The following is a 17,532-nucleotide window of genomic DNA, read 5'->3' as shown; positions in this document are numbered from 1 at the left end:
GTGCACCACAAATTCACTGACCACGGCCGTTAAACATAACGACCAAAGTTTGGGCGATGATGTTCATATCCATCATGAGCCAAGATTTGGTCGAACGCAGGGATAATGCGTAGCTGTGGTCATATCCCACCTTGGTACGGACATCATCAATGCAGGTGTCATAACCTTGATTGACTTGGGCAAGTCCTGTAATTCCAGGCATTACGCCGTAGGTTCTATCAGCAAAGTAAGGGATTTCATGTTCCAGCTTGTTATAGAATGACGGGCGTTCAGGACGAGGACCAATTAGCGACATTTCACCTCTGATCACATTAAATAGTTGTGGTATTTCATCCAAACGCGTCTTGCGCAGAAAACGTCCAACAGGCGTAATGCGTGGGTCATTTTTGGTCGCCCATACTGCGCCTGAATAACTTTCTGCATCTTGGTACATGGTGCGAAACTTAATTATGTCGAAAAACTCCATATGTTGTGGCGTAGATTTACCGACCCGCTGCTGTCGATAGAAAATCGGACCTTTTGAACTTGTTTTGATGGCTAGTGCGATGATTGGAAACAATGGCAAAAAAAGCACCATCGCGAGTGATGCGCCAAATAGGTCAAAAACTCTTTTGGCGAACCAGATAGGGTAGTTAGAAATGATGTGTGGCATGATGATCTCCTTATACTCTTTTCTAACGTTACGCGTGACGACGGCATATATATCGAATACCACCACAGAGATTTGCACTGTGACCGGCAACAAAGTAACTCACACATTTTAAATAGCGGTTGGTAAACACAGAAGGTAGCAGTAACCCCAATGAAGCTATGGTGTAAAAGCCTATCTGCAGCAATAAAATGGCAAGAAACAGCGGGTGTGTACTGAGCAACAGGGAAGTAATAAAGCAGGTAATCAAAAAATAGGGGGTCAAAAGGCGCAGTGTCTTACCCGAACCAAAGGCGAACGCGACTGCTTTGTAACGAGGAGAGAGTAGGTCGGATAACATAATGATTTGCTGCATATTGCCTGCAGAAATGCGAACTCTACGTTTAAAGTCATTGGTTACATTGGTTGATTCAAGTTCGATGGCGACAACATTGGGTTCATATATTGCGCGGTAGCCTGCCCGAACGATCGCCATTGGAATGACAAAATCATCATTGATTACGTCTGGTTTAAGAGGGGTAAATAAGTGAGTGCGGAAGAAGTAGAGCGCGCCATGAGCGCCAATGTTAGCACCAAGGCTCGCTTCTCCTCGTTGCATCATCTCTTGATAGTGCCAATATTTCACTTCACCTTCGTTGTCGCTTTGAAGTATTTGATAGCGACTGTTTACGACTCCAATTTCTTGGCGAGCAAAGTGCTGCTCGGCCAACAAAAGCGCATCGACTGAGATTAACGCTGAAACATCGCTCAAGGCAGTAATGTCACTCTCTATCTGTTGCATCATCTGGTTGATGATAGCGACCTTTCCTTGGTTCTCTGCAAAGCTAATGATCTCAAAATGCGTTTCACTGCAAAAAGCCTCTTGTATGGTCGCTTCTGCGATATCGACAGTGTGGTCGGTGCAACCATCACAAACAATCACCACTTTATATCGATCTCGGGGGTAGTCAATACAAGCTAAGTTGCGTATTTTCTGCGCAATCCACGCTTGCTCATTGTAAGCAGGTACAAGAATGGTCATCGAGGGTCGATAGCGATCCGCTTGACTGTTGCGATAGTGTCGCGTTGATTCCGACGAGACACGTACGCGCTTCTTTTTAACGACTATTTTAAGTAATAACGGATAGCCAATGTGGTGATAGACAACTAGCGATGCGGAGATAACAAACAGTGATCCAAGAATTAGCTCTATCATATTAAATGCTCTCCATGGCAAGTTGCTTATAGGTGTCCATCATTTGCTTAAGATCGTTGTTGCGACTGACGAAGTCTCGCGGACTCGCGGGAGTTTGACGTTTCTGTACGGTGTCAATCGCTTGAGCCAAGGCTTGTGGGTTCTCTTTTGCAACCAAAATGCTGGAGCTAGGGCATAAGGTTTCACTTACCGCACCAACGTGTGTCGCGATACTTGTGATTCCACATGCCTGAGCTTCAAGTGTTGAAAGTGGCAAGCCCTCATTGCGAGAAGGCAGGCAGAACAGATCAAGTGATTGATAAAAGCGCGGCATATCATCAACCAATCCCAGCCAGTGAATGCGATCTGCGACACCTAAGGATTGTGCAAGTTCTTGTAAATTATCCAATTGACTTCCGATGCCGGCAATCGCAAGGTGAATCTGAGGATCAAGCTTAGCAAGTGCATGGATAAGTACATCGTGTCCTTTTACAAATTCTAATCGTCCCGCACAACCCACTAAGATTTGATTCAAAGGTAAACCTAACCGTTGTCTAGCGAGAGCTTGTGATGCTGGCTTGAACCGTTCGCAATCCACACCGTTTTTGATGACCGAAAGGTCGGTATACTCAAATCGCTTTGAGAGCTGTTTGGCGACAAACTGAGCGTCAGCGACCAATCGCGGTTTGACCACGTTTAACGCAAGACTCTGTAAACGAGCGCGTTTTCGATTGTCGAAATGCCAGCCGTCATGCTCGGTATGAATGACGCAAGCCACATCCGACAGTCTTGCTGCACACCCTGCGTAGAGTAATGGTCCAATATGGTGGGTATGGACTACGTCTGGTTGCAGTACTTTGAACAGGCGACAAAGTTTAGGCACGGTACTAGGCGAAACACCTGAGGGCTTATCAAGAAATAACAGCTGTCTCGAAAACGGAGCAAGTTTGCTCCACGCCTTAATGGCACTTGCTCTGTCACCCTCAAGGCTTATCACAATTGAGCGGTCTCGTGGTGTCGAGCGGCGCAACATTTCTAACACCAACGCTTCGATACCGCCGGGCTTTAGATGCTGAACAACATGCACAGTCAGACGTCTTGGAGCCTGCTGGGCAGATTGTGGTTTGTTTATGCCACCTTGAGATGATTGGTTGACTGGCTGCATATTCGCTCTCCTGTATTCCGTAATAGCTAGATTGCAGAAAGCGTGCCCAAAATTATTTCTATACTATTCAGTTATTTATGTCTTTAGTAAGTCTGGTTGGAGCCGTTTTTTTATTTTGAGAATCGGTTTGAAAGTCTCGGAATGGTACTGATGACTGGATAACCTGTGATGTGCGTAATTTGATCGGCGGTTCGTACTGAAGAGTTACTCAGTTCAAAGATAATTGCGAGCCCTACACCTAGCCCGATGCCTCCTAACAAACCAGCAATCACAAATAGCACGGTGGGCAGATTGGATGGTGAGGTTGGGGTATAAGGTAAATCAATGATCTTAACGCGCTTGTTTTGCTCAAATACGCCCAGTGAGCCTGTCAGTTGCGCCATCTCATAGCGCTGCAATAACTCATCGTAGAGTTGGCGCTTGAGCAAGGCATCACGCTCTAGGCGGCGCATGGTTTTCGCTGTGTTACCGAAGTTTTGCGCTTGCTGCTCAATGTCGTTGATCATATTGCGCAGGCTCTTGGTTTCTTCAGTCAGCGATTCGTATCGACTTCGTACCATCTGTAAACTTTGTAGTTGCGTCACCAATAATGGTTGGATTTCGTTAAGTTCGGAGAAGCGGCTACTACTGGCAATATCCCACAGTTGGTCGCTGCCAATATGAGTTTGCTCCGTGTCGAGTAATGTATTGCGCTCACTTTCCAAGCGACCCAATTCGCGCTTTTTGGCTTGGACAGAGCTGTGATTGTCGGTGTATTTGGCTTGCAACAGAGTAAGCTCACTGCGTATTTCAATGATTTGATCCTCAATTTTGCCAATAACAGGATTTGTTTTGGATAACTGTTGATCAAGCGAGCCTAAGCTTTTCTCGACGCCAGCAAGCTCGGCCTCTTTTTCTGCAAGGGTTTGTTTTAAACGCGCCAATTGTGTCAAGCTTTGTTGCTGCATTTCTGGGGTAACAGAAAGATGCTGATTGCGAAAATCAGCCAGTGCATTCTCCGCCTGTTCAAGCTCTTTCTCGCGTTTGGCGATATGGATATTCAGAAACTCTCTCGAGTCCCGTATCGAGGATCGTTCGGGCGCGAGTAATTGCTCGATAAAGTGTCGACTGATGGCACTTAAAAGAGCCTCTAAGCCTTCCGCTTTCGATGCTTTTAACTCAATTTTTAGAAAGTCCTTCCCTTGCTGACTTACGGACAAACTTTGAGAAAGCTTATTAATGACTTGCTCTTGTTCTTTCGCCGACATGTCGCTCGTGATTAGGTTTTGCTCTTGGGCTACTGAGTGCAAGATGTGGCGACTTTTTAATAGCGTAGTCAGGTCGTTTAAGCGCTCTTTAAGCATGGTTGAGACGGCAATATCTTCCAGAAACGGATTCATTTTGGCGGTCTCTTGCACCAGCATACTGGTATGAGAGACGTACACGGTGGGCGCGATTTTAGCGACCAGAACGCCGATAAACGGAAACAGAAGCGCGGGGATGACGATGACGTAGCGTTGTCGCCACGCTGCATTGAACAATTGAATCAGGCGAAACGGTAAATTGTTCATAGCAACTCCATGATGTGTCGCACCCACTCACTGCGTGACTGCCAACTTTCCCCACTGACGATGCCAGTTGGCAAGCGCTGTTTCAGGCTCAGATTGTTGAGAGTTGAGCATAATTGCCCTGCATCTGCAGTGATATGAATATATCGACTATAGGGAGCGAGTGCGGGAAATGGCGTGGCAATCACCGGTGTTCCTGCCGCTAAATATTCTCTTAGTTTGAGCGGATTACATGCCTCGATTTGACGATTCGATTGAAACGGCAATAAGCTTGCTTGCCAATGTTGGCTATAACTGGCGAGCATATGATGCGGCTTTGGCCCGAGGTAAAACACGTTGTCTAATTGAGGCAATGGGTTGTATTCGAGTTCGTTGGGGCCAATAAAGACAAAATCCCAATGGATCATCTGCCGAGCGACTGTCTCGATGAGTTGATAGTCTAACCAGTTTGACAAGCTGCCATAAAATCCTGCGATAGGTCTTCCTCGGTTGGGTAGGTCATCTGCGCGCTTAGTTGGCGTTGTGAATAGTTCGACATCCACGCCATGGGGAAGAAGTAGCGTTTTGCACCGTGGAAACATGTCGGCAATTTTGCTGCTTGCGGCGAAAACTACGTTCGCTTTATCAACTAACTTAAGCTCATGTTGCTTAACCGTATCATGATCCACGCCAGCCAACGCTGAAAAATCGTCACCGCAGTAGTAGACGACGCTTTGCTCACCAAGATGACCGCATAGGTCGGCAACGGTCGGAAGTGACGCCCATAGAATCGGCCGTTCAATATTGTGTTGACGGAGAATCGGCTCAAGTTGCTGCAGCATCATGTTGCGCGCAAGCTTACGGCTTAGTTTGCTGCTTGGTGCAGGTATTGTACGCAGGTTTACCACTTTAATGTGCTTTGGTGAGGCTTGCTTAGTCTGTGAGTTTGCAACGGTTGGGAAGAGTTTACTGAACACCCGCGCGCAATCGTGTTTATTAAAACGAGGTTGGCGCAAACCAATGGAGTTCACCCAAATGATTTTTCCCATATTAGGAAGGTGCTTGATTAAATGTTGAGTACTAGAGGGAAGACCGCCAAAGTCTTCACCAAACACGATCATATCACGCATGAGGCTGCTCCTTGAGGTGACGAACGATGCGAGCAGGGTTGCCTACTGCGACAACAAATTCAGGCAAGTCATGCGTAACAACGCTGCCGGTTCCCACTATGGTTCCTTGTCCAATGGTGACGTTAGGGCATACGGTGACGTTGGTACCCAGCCACACATCGCGCTTAATGATAATGTCTCCAATATCGTGCTCATCATCACCAGCACCTAATGCTCTTGCTTCGGCATCGATTGCATGACCTGAATAGCCGAAAAGAAAAATCCCACCAGCCAGTCGCACGTTATCTTCCAAAACAATGCGTTTACCTACGGCAAAAGTGTTTTGCCAACCTATGTCGACATTATTACCAATTTCCAAGCTTGGCGAATGAGTTTGCGCACGTCCAGAAAATGTCGTTTGACCTGAAATGCGGCAATCGTCACCCACGGTAATACTAAGTGGCCCTGAGACAAAAGGGATGCCGCCGTATAAGTAGAGGTTCTTGCCATAAGTTGTTAACCGCCCTTTGAACACCGGGGTATGAAGCAATAGGCGCATTGATGTCGACCACAACATGCTAATTAGCTGAAAGAGATTCAACACAATAAGATTGTATAGTTTTGGTGTCGGTAAGCCGCGCGCGCGTGCTTGTTTCAAGGTTTGAAACATCTGACGAAAGCGAGGATTAGGGTGGTTTTGCAACCAAGTCTTAAGAGTAGCAACTGACATTATCAACCTCGTAAACTATGAGTTTAATCAGGTTGTTTCATATTGCGTGCCATTTAAATAAACTAGTAAAAACAATTAGATAAGTTTGTGGTGTGGCTAGGGTGAAGCTTGATTTTTATTCTGAGAATCATTTTGAATGACTTGTCGACACGCAACCGCCAAGGCTGAGAGGATATAGATAGGCCAGTTGAAACCTTGAGTGAGAAAGGTTCCCGAAACAATAGTGCCAACGATACCGGACAACACCGCATAGGTCGTGGCGTGGATATAAGGGGAGTAAGAGTCAGGGTCTGAATTGATGATTTCGATGCTCTTGCGACACGTTTTTAGTACACAAACAATCAAACCAATAAATACGACTAAACCAACAAAGCCCGTTTCGGCAAGCACGCCAAACCAAGTGCTATGGACGGCGTGATTGAGCCCATCCCAATGTGAGCTATAGAAATAGTAGTTGGCATAAAAGTTATCGATACCCACACCACTGAATGGGTGCTCAATCGCCATTTTAAACGCGGCTTCCCAAGCGTATAAGCGGCCCATCGCCGAGGCATCAATACCTTCTTCCGCAGCGCCTCCGGATTGACGATCTGAAATGTCTGCTACTGCATACAGGGCGGCTGCCGCAATGATAGCGATGGTAACAAGTAGGGTTCTTGAACGAATGTGTTTTAGACCTAACATGCCAAGTACAGCGACACACCCAAGCAACCCTCCACGGCTTTGTGTTGCAATAACGGCGAACAATGCTGCCACAGAACAGAGCAAGCCAAGAACCCGAACGACACCAAGCGACTTGGTCATCATCAAACTGAGAGAGAAGGCGAGTGGAAACATCAAAACCAATGACAAGTCATTTGGGTCGCCGAGCATTGAGCCTAAGTCGCGGCCGATGGTCACACGACTGCCCTCGACTAAGCCGATACCGTTAATTGAGTTGCTAATTGCAACACCTGCCACCAAAAGCCCAGCGAATATAATCAACAGCGAAATTTTCTTAACGCTTGCACTGGTATTAACCAGCCAAGTGATGGCAAGAGACATTACCATGATTTTCCAGTAGATATTCTTGAAGTATTCGAGAGCAATCCCTCGATTGGCGGCAAACACAATGCCGAAAATTACGATCAGCCAGAAAAGGCTCATCCAAGTTAGCACTGGGTGCCAATAAGGCTTGAGTTGTTTGGTGATTAACACATGCCAAAGTAACGCACTGAGTGAACCCATCGAAAGTAGTAAAGGGATACGTAGGTGATAGAGTTGAGGAAAGGCTTCATGGATACGAAAGAAAGAAAAAATCACGAACAAGCTAACTAACCAGAAAGTCTGATTAACAACAAATAAGGCCCCGAGAGGAAGCAGACACAGTGCGATGATAAGACGCGGGTCTGGCACCAATAACCATACAGCTGCTAAACCACAACAGAGTGTAAACAAGATAAAGAGATGAAAGTTGGGCGTCGCTTGTCTCATGCTTCCATCCTTAGCATCGCCTTACGCATCTTGTGGAAAGGGTGTTTGAACAGATTTATATGGTGTGCCACCACCGCCAAAGTGATGAGTTCAAGCATGAGGAATACAGCACTGGTTAAGGTGGCATTAACCAGCCATGTGCTAAGAATTAAGCTCGCGGTTAAGCAGATGAACAAGACCGCTCTACCAGTTTGATACGGGAGCGCACTCAACGACTGACTTGCAATAAAAATCGCAGAGCAACGCAAAGCTTGAGCAAAGCAGATACCAATGGAAACAATCCACAAAGGGTTGGCATCACTGAGTCTGCAGATGATTAAAATGGAGCCAACAAAAAAAAGCGTAATACAAGCATTGATGGTAAATAGGGTTTGGGTACGTTTCGCTTTTAGTAACCCAATGTTGATGATCTCGGTGAGCTCTTTAAATAACATTGCAATTACGGTGACGGCGATAAGATAGCTAGCCAATTGGTATTGGGTTGGCAGAAATACGGATATAAATATCTTTCCGCCCCAAGTGACAGCAAGTGCGAGTAAACACGCATAGACGATGCCGAACTGGCTAATTTTTGATGTTACTGATTCCCCACTATTGCGCCAATATTCAAACCGTTTTGGCATCCACCACATATGAAACGGTTGGAGTAGAATGCCAACGGCAAGTGAAAACTTAAGCGCAATGGCGTATTGGGCAAGAAGATCAAAACGGTGGCCTTGAACCAACATCCAGCGTTCACCGCCATTAAGCGCAAATGCAACCAGCGCGGACAACATGATTGGTAGACAGTATTTGAGATAAGCTTTGAGTTGTTGAATATTAAGCAGCTTAAGTTGAAATTGGTTGTGTAGATGTAAAAGAGTTAACTGGACAAAGACGCAAAATACCCCGACCGCTAGCACGGTGGTTACCGTTGGCGAAAGTGAAACCGCCGCTATGATTAACCCGACTTGTAAACTGGCACAAAAGAGACTCAGTTTAAAAAAAGTCCATGCTTTGTCCTGTAAGCGCAACCATGCCAGACTGATTTCAATGCTGCCTTGTACCGCTAGCCCTCCAGCCATTAACGCTAATTGAGTGGGGGTGAAATAGCCATGATCCATGGCGAAATAGCGATGGTATAGCCAGTATCCGATGGTGAGAAGAGCAATGAAAGTGAGCGACAGCAACATGGTGGTGTTATATAGCTGACTCACGGCTAAATGGCGTTGGCGGCGACTATCAATGGTGGCTACAAAACGATACAGGTTTTCATGCATTGATAACGAAACCAACAGAGCGAAAAAGGTCTGTGTGACGGCAATGAGTTCTAACTGACCAATCTGTTCGACTGTAAGGAAAAAGGTCATGACTGGTAAAGCGATTAATGATGCCCCTTTGAGAAACAACAGAGCCAGTCCATAGAGAAACATGCTTTGGACGGGGTTTGCACTGCTACTCATAAACCCTTCTTAACACCATCAACATTGAATAAGTCGGCGCTCTTTATCCATTGTGGTGTGCTAACCGCTGCGATGATTTCACGGTAGCGATCGGCGGCGTGGTAGTGCTCTGCGCGCAACAATGATTGAGCCCTAATGCTTGCTAATGTCAGAGGGTTTTGCTGCAGCAACAGAAGTGCGTTGGCTAACGAGGCTTCATCACCGGTTTGATATTTAATGCAGTCTACGCCGTGGCTGAGGTGCTGATCCCAGTAACTGTTGTCATTTGGAATCACGACACACATTCCTGCTGCAAGCGCTTCAAGGATAGAAAGACCAAATGGTTCGTTGTCACTGGTCGATACGAAAATCGAACAATGGCTCCTTAGTTGGTCAAAATTGTACGGGTCGTGATACCAATCTGTTAGGGGAATATCGACTGGGGCATTCGAGACGCCAAGTTTGATCTGCTTGGGTTTTATGTAGCAAATCGTAGAGTAGATGGGTTGATGGCGATGAACAAGACGCAAGGCAGTGATAAAGCGCTCAAGACCTTTCCAGCGTAACAAAGAGGCTGCCCATAAGCAGCGAGCCTCTTCAGCGTGACTGAGTGATGGCCAATTCTCGTCGGTAATCCCATTAACAAAACGTTCAAAATGAGGTTTTCCCAGTTCACTCTTTGCTTGTGCTTCACTGTCTTCTGAGTTGGACTTGTGTTGATAATAGCGGGCGAGAGAGTCGAGTAAGCTCTGTTTGGTCGACGCAAGGTAAAAAACACGTTCGGCACGGGTTAAGCACCAACCGATTGACCGTGAACACGCGACGTTGCCGTGGATCAGTTGGATGACGGAGCATTTAAGCACCCACGTTAATAAATACACAGGCATATCAACGCCAGGTCCAGAAGCGCCTATGAGGCGATGAGGTCGACCAAACAACAAAGTGCAACCCAAAAGCATGATGGTGAAGTACACCTGATTTAACCAGAACAGTGGACCATGTACTTGTTCTCGCAACCAGGGTATAGCGGGCAGTTTAACGATTTTAACGCGATGTACTTTGGCTAATGCGCTCTGCTGCCAAAATTCGCGGTCGCAAGTTATGACAGTGAAGTGAACTTTGCTTGGCTCACATAAACTTAATGCTTCAGCGGTGGCGATCTTAGAACCGCCTTTGAAAGCAATAGGATCAAAGATGATGTTGTGTTGACGAGTCATAGTCACCTCCATCTTTTTTACGTTTCGCAATTGCGGTCTTAATTGGTTTTAAGCCATCTTTCAGTGGAGGAAAATCAAGGCGTTCGGCTTGTAAAATCTGTTGGTAAAGATGCTCAATTTGCTCAACGTAGCGTTCAACAGTGAAGTTCTTTTTTACGTGTTTATGGGCATTGTGGGCAATGGCTTGGCAATCATAAGGGTGGCTTTGTATGCAACGCATCATATCCAATAGAGGACCGTAACCATGGTTGGCAAAGAGTAGGGCAGTCTCGCCATGTTGAACGACTTCAGGAATCCCCCCCTCAAAAGGGGCGACAATAGGTAAGTTGGCAACGGCCGCTTCCGCTATCACGAGTCCAAATGCTTCTTCTCGCGCAGCACTGACGAAAGCATGGCAGCCTTTGAGCCAACCGACCACATTGCTTTGCTCGCCAACAAAATGTACGTGTCCTTCGAGATGCAGGGTTCGGCATGCTTGCTGTAAATTGTCCCGCTCTTCCCCGTCTCCAATGACCACCAGATGACTATTGGGGTATTCAAGCAATAAGTGACGTAAGGCGATCAATATGCGATCAACTCCTTTACGGTGAATCAACGAACCAACGGTGGCGTAGATGATGGCGTCGTCATCTAGCTCTAGTTGTTCAACGACATCAACTTGAGGCTGTTCTTCAAGTCGTTGGATATTGATACCATTGTGGACGACGTTTAAACGCTCTTTGGGGTAGCCATCTTTAAGCAAATTGTGTGATATCGCGTGACTGGCGGTCATCACAAAAGGAGAGAGATGGACACCTAAAGTCGTACGGTCACGGCTTAAATAGTCACTATGAAGGTGGGTAAGCATAGGGCAACCAGACTGACGAGTCGCGATTGACATCCATTGGCAAGGCGCGGCACTGTTCACATGCACTAAGTCAATTTGATGTTGCTTGATCAGCTTCTTCCCTTTTCTGACCAGCTTGGCCCAACTGTTGATATCCGCTTTTGGTGCTTGCCAGCCGAGAAGAATAGGAAAATTGTCAATTTGATACTCAACTTGCAGCTGCTTAAGGTGGGGGATCAACATTGAGTTGTTAGTCCAAACCACGGCTTCGAACTGTTCGCTGTCTAGATGAGTTATCAGATCCAGTAGGCACCGTTCACTGCCGCGAATCCAATTATCGCCATAGTGAACAAATAAAATCTTTTGTCGAAAATGCATAACCTAGCCTTGTGCTTTTTTGTGGATATGCATCAAGACTGCAAGGTAAATGCCAATAGGATGGGTATGCTAAGCCTTTGTTTTTAAGGTGATTTAATGCTAGTGCTACACAGGAGCAGACAGATTGTCATTTTGAGAAGCAAAATGGAGCGCTTATTTGGAGTAGAGCGCGAGCATTTTAGGGATGATAGATTGTTGAGAATAGTTGCTTCGAATGGTATTGATTGCATGCTCGCGCAATAGCTTCTGTTGTGTGAATGAAAGAGACAACCACTCCTGCACGCAAACAGCCAACTGCTCTTCATCATCAGCAAGGTAACCATTTTGATGAGGGACAATAAGTTGCGGCAATTCACCTACCCGGGTTGCAATAACGATGATGCCTCTCGCCATCGCTTCTAATGCGACCATCGGCAGACCTTCATAATGTGAGCAGATCACAATCAGAGAGATACTGGGCCATACCTGCGACATATCGTTTTGATGCCCGTGAAACTGGCAGTTTTGAGGTGCGTGCGTGGCAAGTTTATCCGCGAGATCTCCTGTGCCGTACAAGTGAAAAGTATGCAGGGGAAACTTTTGAGCAAGCCTTAAGTATCGGTCGGGGGCTTTCTCTTCACTTAATCGACCGACAAATGCGATTTGCTCGCCATGTTTGGCTTCGATCGTATGCGAATCAACGAAGTTTTCAATGTACCGCGTTGATGAGGGAATTTTCCGTCCAATCGCTTGGCTTACCACAACAGCATGGTTGGCGATAAACGCCGACGTTCTATCTAACCAATCATAGAGCCACATTCGTCCCTTGGGCGTTTCGCCGGCGTGATAGGTCGAAATCAACCGGACTCCTGTCATCAACCTTGTCGCTTTAGCAATTAGGTTGGCTTTGTAGCCGTTAGCATGGAGTGCGATGGGTTTGTCTCTGTTCACCAATTGGCATAAATGTTTCAATGCGGTTTTGCTTGAGATGCCGAGAAATTGATAGGGTATCCCAAGAGCGGTCAGCTTTTCACACAGTGGTGAAAGCGGGGTGTATTTTTCAATCAATAGCACTCTGCATGCCTGGTTATGAGCGACTAAGCCGTTCGCCAATTGGGCGACATAGGTTTCTATGCCGCCAAACTGTCGGCTATCGAGCACAATCCATATTTCATTGCACGTATGATTGCTCATCTTCGGCTTCCCAAGCCTGTTTCTTCCGATAAACTGTCGATGGGCTCAACTCTAGGAGTACCGCGGCATTGATTACGTTACCATCACAGAACTCGATCGCTTGCTGAATGGCTTCTCGCTCAATTTGCCACATTGGGCGAATGACCACATTTTGTGCATCAGGAACCGTTTCATGAGCATGATTAGTCAGGGCATCTACGCTGTTTTCAAGTGATGAGGTTGGAGGTACATCAACCGGTGTTTCATTGATAGTTTGGCTTTTGACTGGCGCCACTGAAGTGCGTTTGGGCTCGCTACGATTTTGCGAGAACTGGGCCGGTAAGTGGGCTACCTGAAGTTTACTGTCATCATTGAGTACAACAATATTGCGGATAATATTTTGTAGCTGACGTACATTGCCCGGCCATTGATAGCGTTTTAGCTGGGCCTCCGCATCTTTCGCTATAGTACGAAATTGCTTTTCATCTTCAATGGCATACTGTTGTAAGAAATGTTTTGCCAAGACAACAATATCGTTGCCACGTTCGCGAAGTGGTGGCATTTCAATCGGAACGACATGGACTCGGTAGTAAAGATCTTCCCGAAAACGCCCTTCTTCAACTTCTTGAAGTGGGTCTCGGTTGGTGGCACAGATGATTCTGACATCCACTTTTTGCTCTTTTGATGCGCCAAGTGGGGTAAAGGTGCCAGTTTGCAGAAAGCGCAGCAGCTTTTTCTGCATTTCCAAGTCCATTTCGCACAGTTCATCTAAAAACAGCGTACCACCGTCGGCTTGACTGGCTGCCCCTTTGCGGTCAGTTGTCGCTCCGGTAAATGCGCCTTTTACATGACCAAATATTTCACTTTCCATCAGATCTTTGGGAATAGCGCCGCAGTTGATCGCAACGAAAGGCTTGTCAGCACGACGACTTTCTTTATGGATAGCGTTGGCACACACCTCTTTACCTGTGCCACTTTCCCCAATAATAAACACGCTTGCAGAGGTTGGGGCGACGGAGTCAATTATTTTATACAAACCTTGCATGACGATGCTGCTACCGATAAAGCCACGAAAACGATGGCGATCGAACTTGTTCTCTATGTCTTCGACTAAGTTTTCAAGTTTAGTTCGCTGAAGATGTAGGTTAATCGATGTTTTCAACCGGTCTGATTTGATTGGCTTTTCGAGGAAATCTTTTGCCCCTTTTTGTAACAACTGTACAGCAACATCCACAGAGCCGTGTGCAGTGGCGACGATGACCGAAGTATTCAGTTGTTTTTCGACAATCCAGTCAAGGATCTCTTCACCATCCATGTCGGGTAATTTAAGATCTAATATCACCAACTCAGGCATGTTTCGTTCGATAAAAGCCTTTGCGTCTCGTCCAGTTTCGACATGAAACAGATCATAGGGCTCATCCTTTACATACTGTTTATACAGTAGAGCCAATGATGTCGAATCTTCAATCAGGAGTACTTTAGGTTTCATTAGATACATCCTTGTTTTATTTTTATGGTTATGAAAAACCGAGTTCCTTACGTTGTATTAATGCATCCACTGAGTGCTGAACGACACTTAACAGTTCGCGATGAAGGGCTAATGCCGCCTCTTTTTGATCGGTTACACACAAATGTTCAATCTTACGCGCCAAGTTCGAAAGCATACGGTTACCAAGAGCGAGCGATGTGCTGCCCAAGGTGTGACTTTCAAACTTAATCACATCAATATCTTGCTCGACGAAAGCTTGGTCAAGAATTTGCGTACGATGTAACGTCTCTGCTATGTAGTGATCGATCAGCATCGGCATCACTTCGCTATCGGTATCTTCTATCATCTGTTGAATGATAGCCTCATCAACGAGTTCTTTCTCCACAGCGTCCTCCATGAATACAGTTATAAGAATAGATCAGTTCTTTCAATTAGTTGTGATTAGATATGGGATTATTTAAGCAATATGTGACAACCACTCGTTATTTAGTAACTTCTGTGCCCATTTATCACGCCAATGTTTTGGAATCACTTTAACGCGGTTAAGCTCTCTGACGATCTCCTCTCCGAGCGATGACTGCTGCATGTTATTGAGTACTGAGCTCACCAGTAAGGCGTTATTTCTGTCAAACAGCTGTTTGGCGACAAGCAGGTGACTTTGTGTTGTTTGTCCTCCCCGTACAACTAAAAAGGTGTGATCGCAGCAACTCGCGACTGTTTGTGCGGGAATGTTGTTTTTGTTGTTTTGCAGTACAGGTGAGGTATCAATTACGATTTTGTCAAAGCTATCGAGCCACGAGGTCAATTGCTTAGAAAGAAACTTAGGGTTACGAAAATTGACCAAAAGGTTGGGATTGTCGGCTAATTTGATACCAGTGAACAGCTGGGAACTGTTGATAGGCTGCAACCATTGAATGTCCGATTGATGTTCAAGGCAAGGTTGGCAATCAAACCCTGTTTTAAAGGGATTTAAGTCAACCAATAGGGTCGAGTAACCAGCCAACAAGAGTCTTTCCGCTAATGATGCGGCGATAGTTGTGACGCCGTCACCAGAGTGGCAGGCGGTGACACAAATTGAACGAGTTTGATGGCTCTCTGTCGCGAGGAAAATCTGCTCAACCTCATTTAATGTCGCAGGGATCATCATAATGCTCCTATCAATACAATGGTTGTGGTTAGGCGCAAAATGTCTTCCAATCCAACCCGAGCTTTCTCAATAAAGCTGTCTCGGCGGTCAGGTACATAGATGGTGTCACCTGCACGCAGGACGGGGAGTTGGTAGATATTCGCTGTTTTGCTGAACTCAACGAGATCAAAGGTGCGCGCTTGCCCTTGGCAACAGGACATATTGACGACTGAAATTTTCTCGACATAAGCATTGTCGCTGGGGCCTCCTGCTTCTGCGATGATATCGAGAATGGTCATGTTGTCGTTAAACACATAGCGACCAGGTTTGTTAACCGCGCCTAAGATGCGCACTGTTGATTCTTTTGAACGGTCAAGCCAGTTTTTATTCTTCTCTGGAATGTAAATGGTATCGCCCATGGTGACATTTGGTAGTAACGATTCATCGCCAGTTTCAAAATAGAGCGATAGATTAAGCTTGCTCACTTGCGAATAGCTTTTATCACGGTGGGTAACGCGAATGTTGTGAATATCCGCATCCTTTGTTGGACCATCTGCCGCAGATAAGATATCTAAAAAATGCATATCTTTTGTAAAGCGATAACGACCGGGGGCGTTAACCTGCCCGAATACATAGATAGATGCATCGGAGCTTTGTCTTACCCATTGTGATTTATTATCTGAAGGGTCTTGGGGCAAATCGTGAACGCGGACGATGGCACCGGCAGTAATCATTGGTAAATCATTTAACGGCGCGCCGTTTAGAATAAACTCATCTAGGTTGAAGGTATGCAGTTTGCCGCTGCCATTAACGACCTCAATTTTACTGGTGTCAGCCCGTAGCGTTGGTCCGCCGACATGGGCAAGTAGATCCATCAGATCCATTTCATCAGACCATTCAACCCGCCCAGGGCGAACCACTTCACCAATCACTTTAACGGCGCGGTCAGGGGATATTTTTAGCCACGATTTCTCGTTCATATCGGTTTTTTCAGGGACGAAGATAGCGTCGCCGGGGTTAATCGCTGGCGGACGGGTTTCGGTTAACCCTTCGGTATAGGCGGTTAGGTCAAACTTTATGACATTGCCATTGGCTTTGATTAAACGAATTTGACGCGATTCAGCAAAACGAGTGGGTCCTCCCGCATTGGCGAGGATATCCATAAATGACGCACCTTGTTTCCCTTCATAAGCGCCGGGGTGAGCGACTTCTCCCATGATGTAGACAACATTGGCACCAGCTTTGATTTCTTCTTCTTGCTTGGGGACAAAAATGGTTGTTCCTTCTGAGAGAGGCGGCAATAGATTTTCATCTCCTGAATCCAAATAACGCTTTAGGTTAAATAACTTTGGCGTGTTATTGCTGATCACGCGGATTTGCTCGACCGATGCGTAGCGAGTAACGCCACCAGCGCGCATTAAGATATCGACTAGATTCGCCCCTGACTTGTAGGAAAATGATCCGGGAGCATTGACTTCACCAAACACTTTTATCGCGGTACGACTGTCGCCACTATCACCAGCATTTGCTTGCTTAGCGGCATCAAACTGCTGCTCGATATTCCCCACCAAAGGGGAAGCCGGGACGAAGATACTATCAAGAGATTTTAGTTCGGGCAGCAGAGATTCATCACCGCTATCGAGAAAAGCTTTATAGTTGAAAGGAATGCGTTCTGCGCCCCGTTTCACCATCATGTTGTCAAGCTGAGCGCCTGAGCGCAAGCCTCCGGCGGCATGCAGTGCGGTTTGCACATCCGCACTTTGTGCTAAGGTGTATTCCCCAGGCGATACCACGTAGCCTTGTACAGAAATGAGTAGTTGCTGCTGAGCGATATAGACACTGGCAGAAGAAACATCACGAAATACGCTTTTTAATGCGGTAAGTACGGCGTCATTGAGCTGATCTTCTGTATAACCAGCCACATAGACGGCACCAATTTCAGGTAGCTCTACACGACCCCGCTTATCGACTTGGAAACCTCGATTAAGCGTATCTTCACCCGGTAGGTTTATTTGAATTAGGTCGCCAATTTGGACGCGCTCTGAACTTTGCTCAGCAAAAGAGTAGGGTGTCCAAAGTAGAAACGCCAACAGCATG

General features: G+C 46.3%; 15 protein-coding genes. All 15 read right to left on the bottom strand.

The window, feature by feature from the left end:
• Positions 1-13: 13 nt before the first annotated feature.
• Positions 14-652 (bottom strand): sugar transferase, encoded by a 639-nt coding sequence (locus GZK95_RS07810; protein WP_075715547.1) that lies wholly within the window; start codon positions 650-652, stop codon positions 14-16.
• Between the two features lie 28 nt (positions 653-680).
• Positions 681-1,844 (bottom strand): glycosyltransferase family 2 protein, encoded by a 1,164-nt coding sequence (locus GZK95_RS07805; RefSeq protein ID WP_075715548.1) that lies wholly within the window; start codon positions 1,842-1,844, stop codon positions 681-683.
• Between the two features lies 1 nt (position 1,845).
• Positions 1,846-2,988, bottom strand: a complete 1,143-nt coding sequence (locus GZK95_RS07800; RefSeq protein WP_171972116.1) for a glycosyltransferase — start codon at positions 2,986-2,988, stop codon at positions 1,846-1,848.
• Positions 2,989-3,098: 110 nt separating this feature from the next.
• Entirely contained in the window at positions 3,099-4,538 is a 1,440-nt protein-coding gene (locus GZK95_RS07795) for a GumC family protein (RefSeq protein ID WP_075715549.1), read from the bottom strand.
• On the bottom strand, positions 4,535-5,644 hold the full coding sequence (locus tag GZK95_RS07790) for a glycosyltransferase family protein (RefSeq protein WP_075715550.1): 1,110 nt from the start codon (positions 5,642-5,644) through the stop codon (positions 4,535-4,537). The genes GZK95_RS07795 and GZK95_RS07790 overlap by 4 nt, the downstream gene beginning before the upstream one ends.
• The gene (locus GZK95_RS07785) at positions 5,637-6,353 is read right to left on the bottom strand and encodes an acyltransferase (RefSeq protein ID WP_075715551.1); all 717 of its coding nucleotides are present in this window, start codon (positions 6,351-6,353) and stop codon (positions 5,637-5,639) included. The genes GZK95_RS07790 and GZK95_RS07785 overlap by 8 nt, the downstream gene beginning before the upstream one ends.
• Positions 6,354-6,449: 96 nt before the next feature.
• Positions 6,450-7,826 (bottom strand): O-antigen ligase family protein, encoded by a 1,377-nt coding sequence (locus GZK95_RS07780; RefSeq protein ID WP_075715552.1) that lies wholly within the window; start codon positions 7,824-7,826, stop codon positions 6,450-6,452.
• Positions 7,823-9,268: a lipopolysaccharide biosynthesis protein gene (locus GZK95_RS07775; RefSeq protein WP_075715553.1), complete on the bottom strand. Its 1,446-nt coding sequence runs from the start codon at positions 9,266-9,268 to the stop codon at positions 7,823-7,825. The genes GZK95_RS07780 and GZK95_RS07775 overlap by 4 nt, the downstream gene beginning before the upstream one ends.
• A complete protein-coding gene (locus GZK95_RS07770; protein WP_075715554.1) occupies positions 9,265-10,464 on the bottom strand; it encodes a glycosyltransferase in 1,200 nt (399 codons plus the stop codon). The genes GZK95_RS07775 and GZK95_RS07770 overlap by 4 nt, the downstream gene beginning before the upstream one ends.
• Positions 10,436-11,668 (bottom strand): glycosyltransferase, encoded by a 1,233-nt coding sequence (locus tag GZK95_RS07765; protein WP_075715555.1) that lies wholly within the window; start codon positions 11,666-11,668, stop codon positions 10,436-10,438. The genes GZK95_RS07770 and GZK95_RS07765 overlap by 29 nt, the downstream gene beginning before the upstream one ends.
• A gap of 153 nt (positions 11,669-11,821) precedes the next feature.
• A complete protein-coding gene (locus tag GZK95_RS07760; protein WP_075715556.1) occupies positions 11,822-12,841 on the bottom strand; it encodes a glycosyltransferase family 4 protein in 1,020 nt (339 codons plus the stop codon).
• The gene (locus GZK95_RS07755) at positions 12,819-14,309 is read right to left on the bottom strand and encodes a sigma-54-dependent transcriptional regulator (RefSeq protein WP_075715557.1); all 1,491 of its coding nucleotides are present in this window, start codon (positions 14,307-14,309) and stop codon (positions 12,819-12,821) included. Before GZK95_RS07755 ends, GZK95_RS07760 begins: the two co-directional genes overlap by 23 nt.
• Before the next feature lie 28 nt (positions 14,310-14,337).
• Positions 14,338-14,694, bottom strand: coding sequence for an Hpt domain-containing protein (locus tag GZK95_RS07750; RefSeq protein WP_075707443.1), 357 nt, complete (start codon positions 14,692-14,694; stop codon positions 14,338-14,340).
• Between the two features lie 72 nt (positions 14,695-14,766).
• Complete coding sequence (locus GZK95_RS07745; RefSeq protein WP_075715558.1) at positions 14,767-15,456, bottom strand: P-loop NTPase family protein; 690 nt, start codon at positions 15,454-15,456, stop codon at positions 14,767-14,769.
• A complete protein-coding gene (locus GZK95_RS07740) occupies positions 15,453-17,531 on the bottom strand; it encodes an SLBB domain-containing protein (RefSeq protein ID WP_404817700.1) in 2,079 nt (692 codons plus the stop codon). The genes GZK95_RS07745 and GZK95_RS07740 overlap by 4 nt, the downstream gene beginning before the upstream one ends.
• Position 17,532: the final 1 nt, after the last annotated feature.

It is taken from the genome of Vibrio panuliri (assembly GCF_009938205.1).
Taxonomy (GTDB): domain Bacteria; phylum Pseudomonadota; class Gammaproteobacteria; order Enterobacterales; family Vibrionaceae; genus Vibrio; species Vibrio panuliri.
Note: the sequence above shows the minus strand (reverse complement) of the source record. Positions and strands in the feature narration are given on the sequence as shown.

Bases quoted from the DNA above. Each gene is read 5' to 3' on its own strand.
- GZK95_RS07760 (WP_075715556.1), bottom strand. From the start codon at position 12,841: ATGAGCAATCATACGTGCAATGAAATATGGATTGTGCTCGATAGCCGA.
- GZK95_RS07790 (WP_075715550.1), bottom strand. From the start codon at position 5,644: ATGCGTGATATGATCGTGTTTGGTGAAGACTTTGGCGGTCTTCCCTCT.
- GZK95_RS07785 (WP_075715551.1), bottom strand. From the start codon at position 6,353: ATGTCAGTTGCTACTCTTAAGACTTGGTTGCAAAACCACCCTAATCCT.
- GZK95_RS07795 (WP_075715549.1), bottom strand. From the start codon at position 4,538: ATGAACAATTTACCGTTTCGCCTGATTCAATTGTTCAATGCAGCGTGG.
- GZK95_RS07755 (WP_075715557.1), bottom strand. From the start codon at position 14,309: ATGAAACCTAAAGTACTCCTGATTGAAGATTCGACATCATTGGCTCTA.
- GZK95_RS07765 (WP_075715555.1), bottom strand. From the start codon at position 11,668: ATGCATTTTCGACAAAAGATTTTATTTGTTCACTATGGCGATAATTGG.
- GZK95_RS07805 (WP_075715548.1), bottom strand. From the start codon at position 1,844: ATGATAGAGCTAATTCTTGGATCACTGTTTGTTATCTCCGCATCGCTA.
- GZK95_RS07780 (WP_075715552.1), bottom strand. From the start codon at position 7,826: ATGAGACAAGCGACGCCCAACTTTCATCTCTTTATCTTGTTTACACTC.
- GZK95_RS07770 (WP_075715554.1), bottom strand. From the start codon at position 10,464: ATGACTCGTCAACACAACATCATCTTTGATCCTATTGCTTTCAAAGGC.
- GZK95_RS07800 (WP_171972116.1), bottom strand. From the start codon at position 2,988: ATGCAGCCAGTCAACCAATCATCTCAAGGTGGCATAAACAAACCACAA.
- GZK95_RS07745 (WP_075715558.1), bottom strand. From the start codon at position 15,456: ATGATGATCCCTGCGACATTAAATGAGGTTGAGCAGATTTTCCTCGCG.
- GZK95_RS07740 (WP_404817700.1), bottom strand. From the start codon at position 17,531: ATGCTGTTGGCGTTTCTACTTTGGACACCCTACTCTTTTGCTGAGCAA.
- GZK95_RS07775 (WP_075715553.1), bottom strand. From the start codon at position 9,268: ATGAGTAGCAGTGCAAACCCCGTCCAAAGCATGTTTCTCTATGGACTG.
- GZK95_RS07810 (WP_075715547.1), bottom strand. From the start codon at position 652: ATGCCACACATCATTTCTAACTACCCTATCTGGTTCGCCAAAAGAGTT.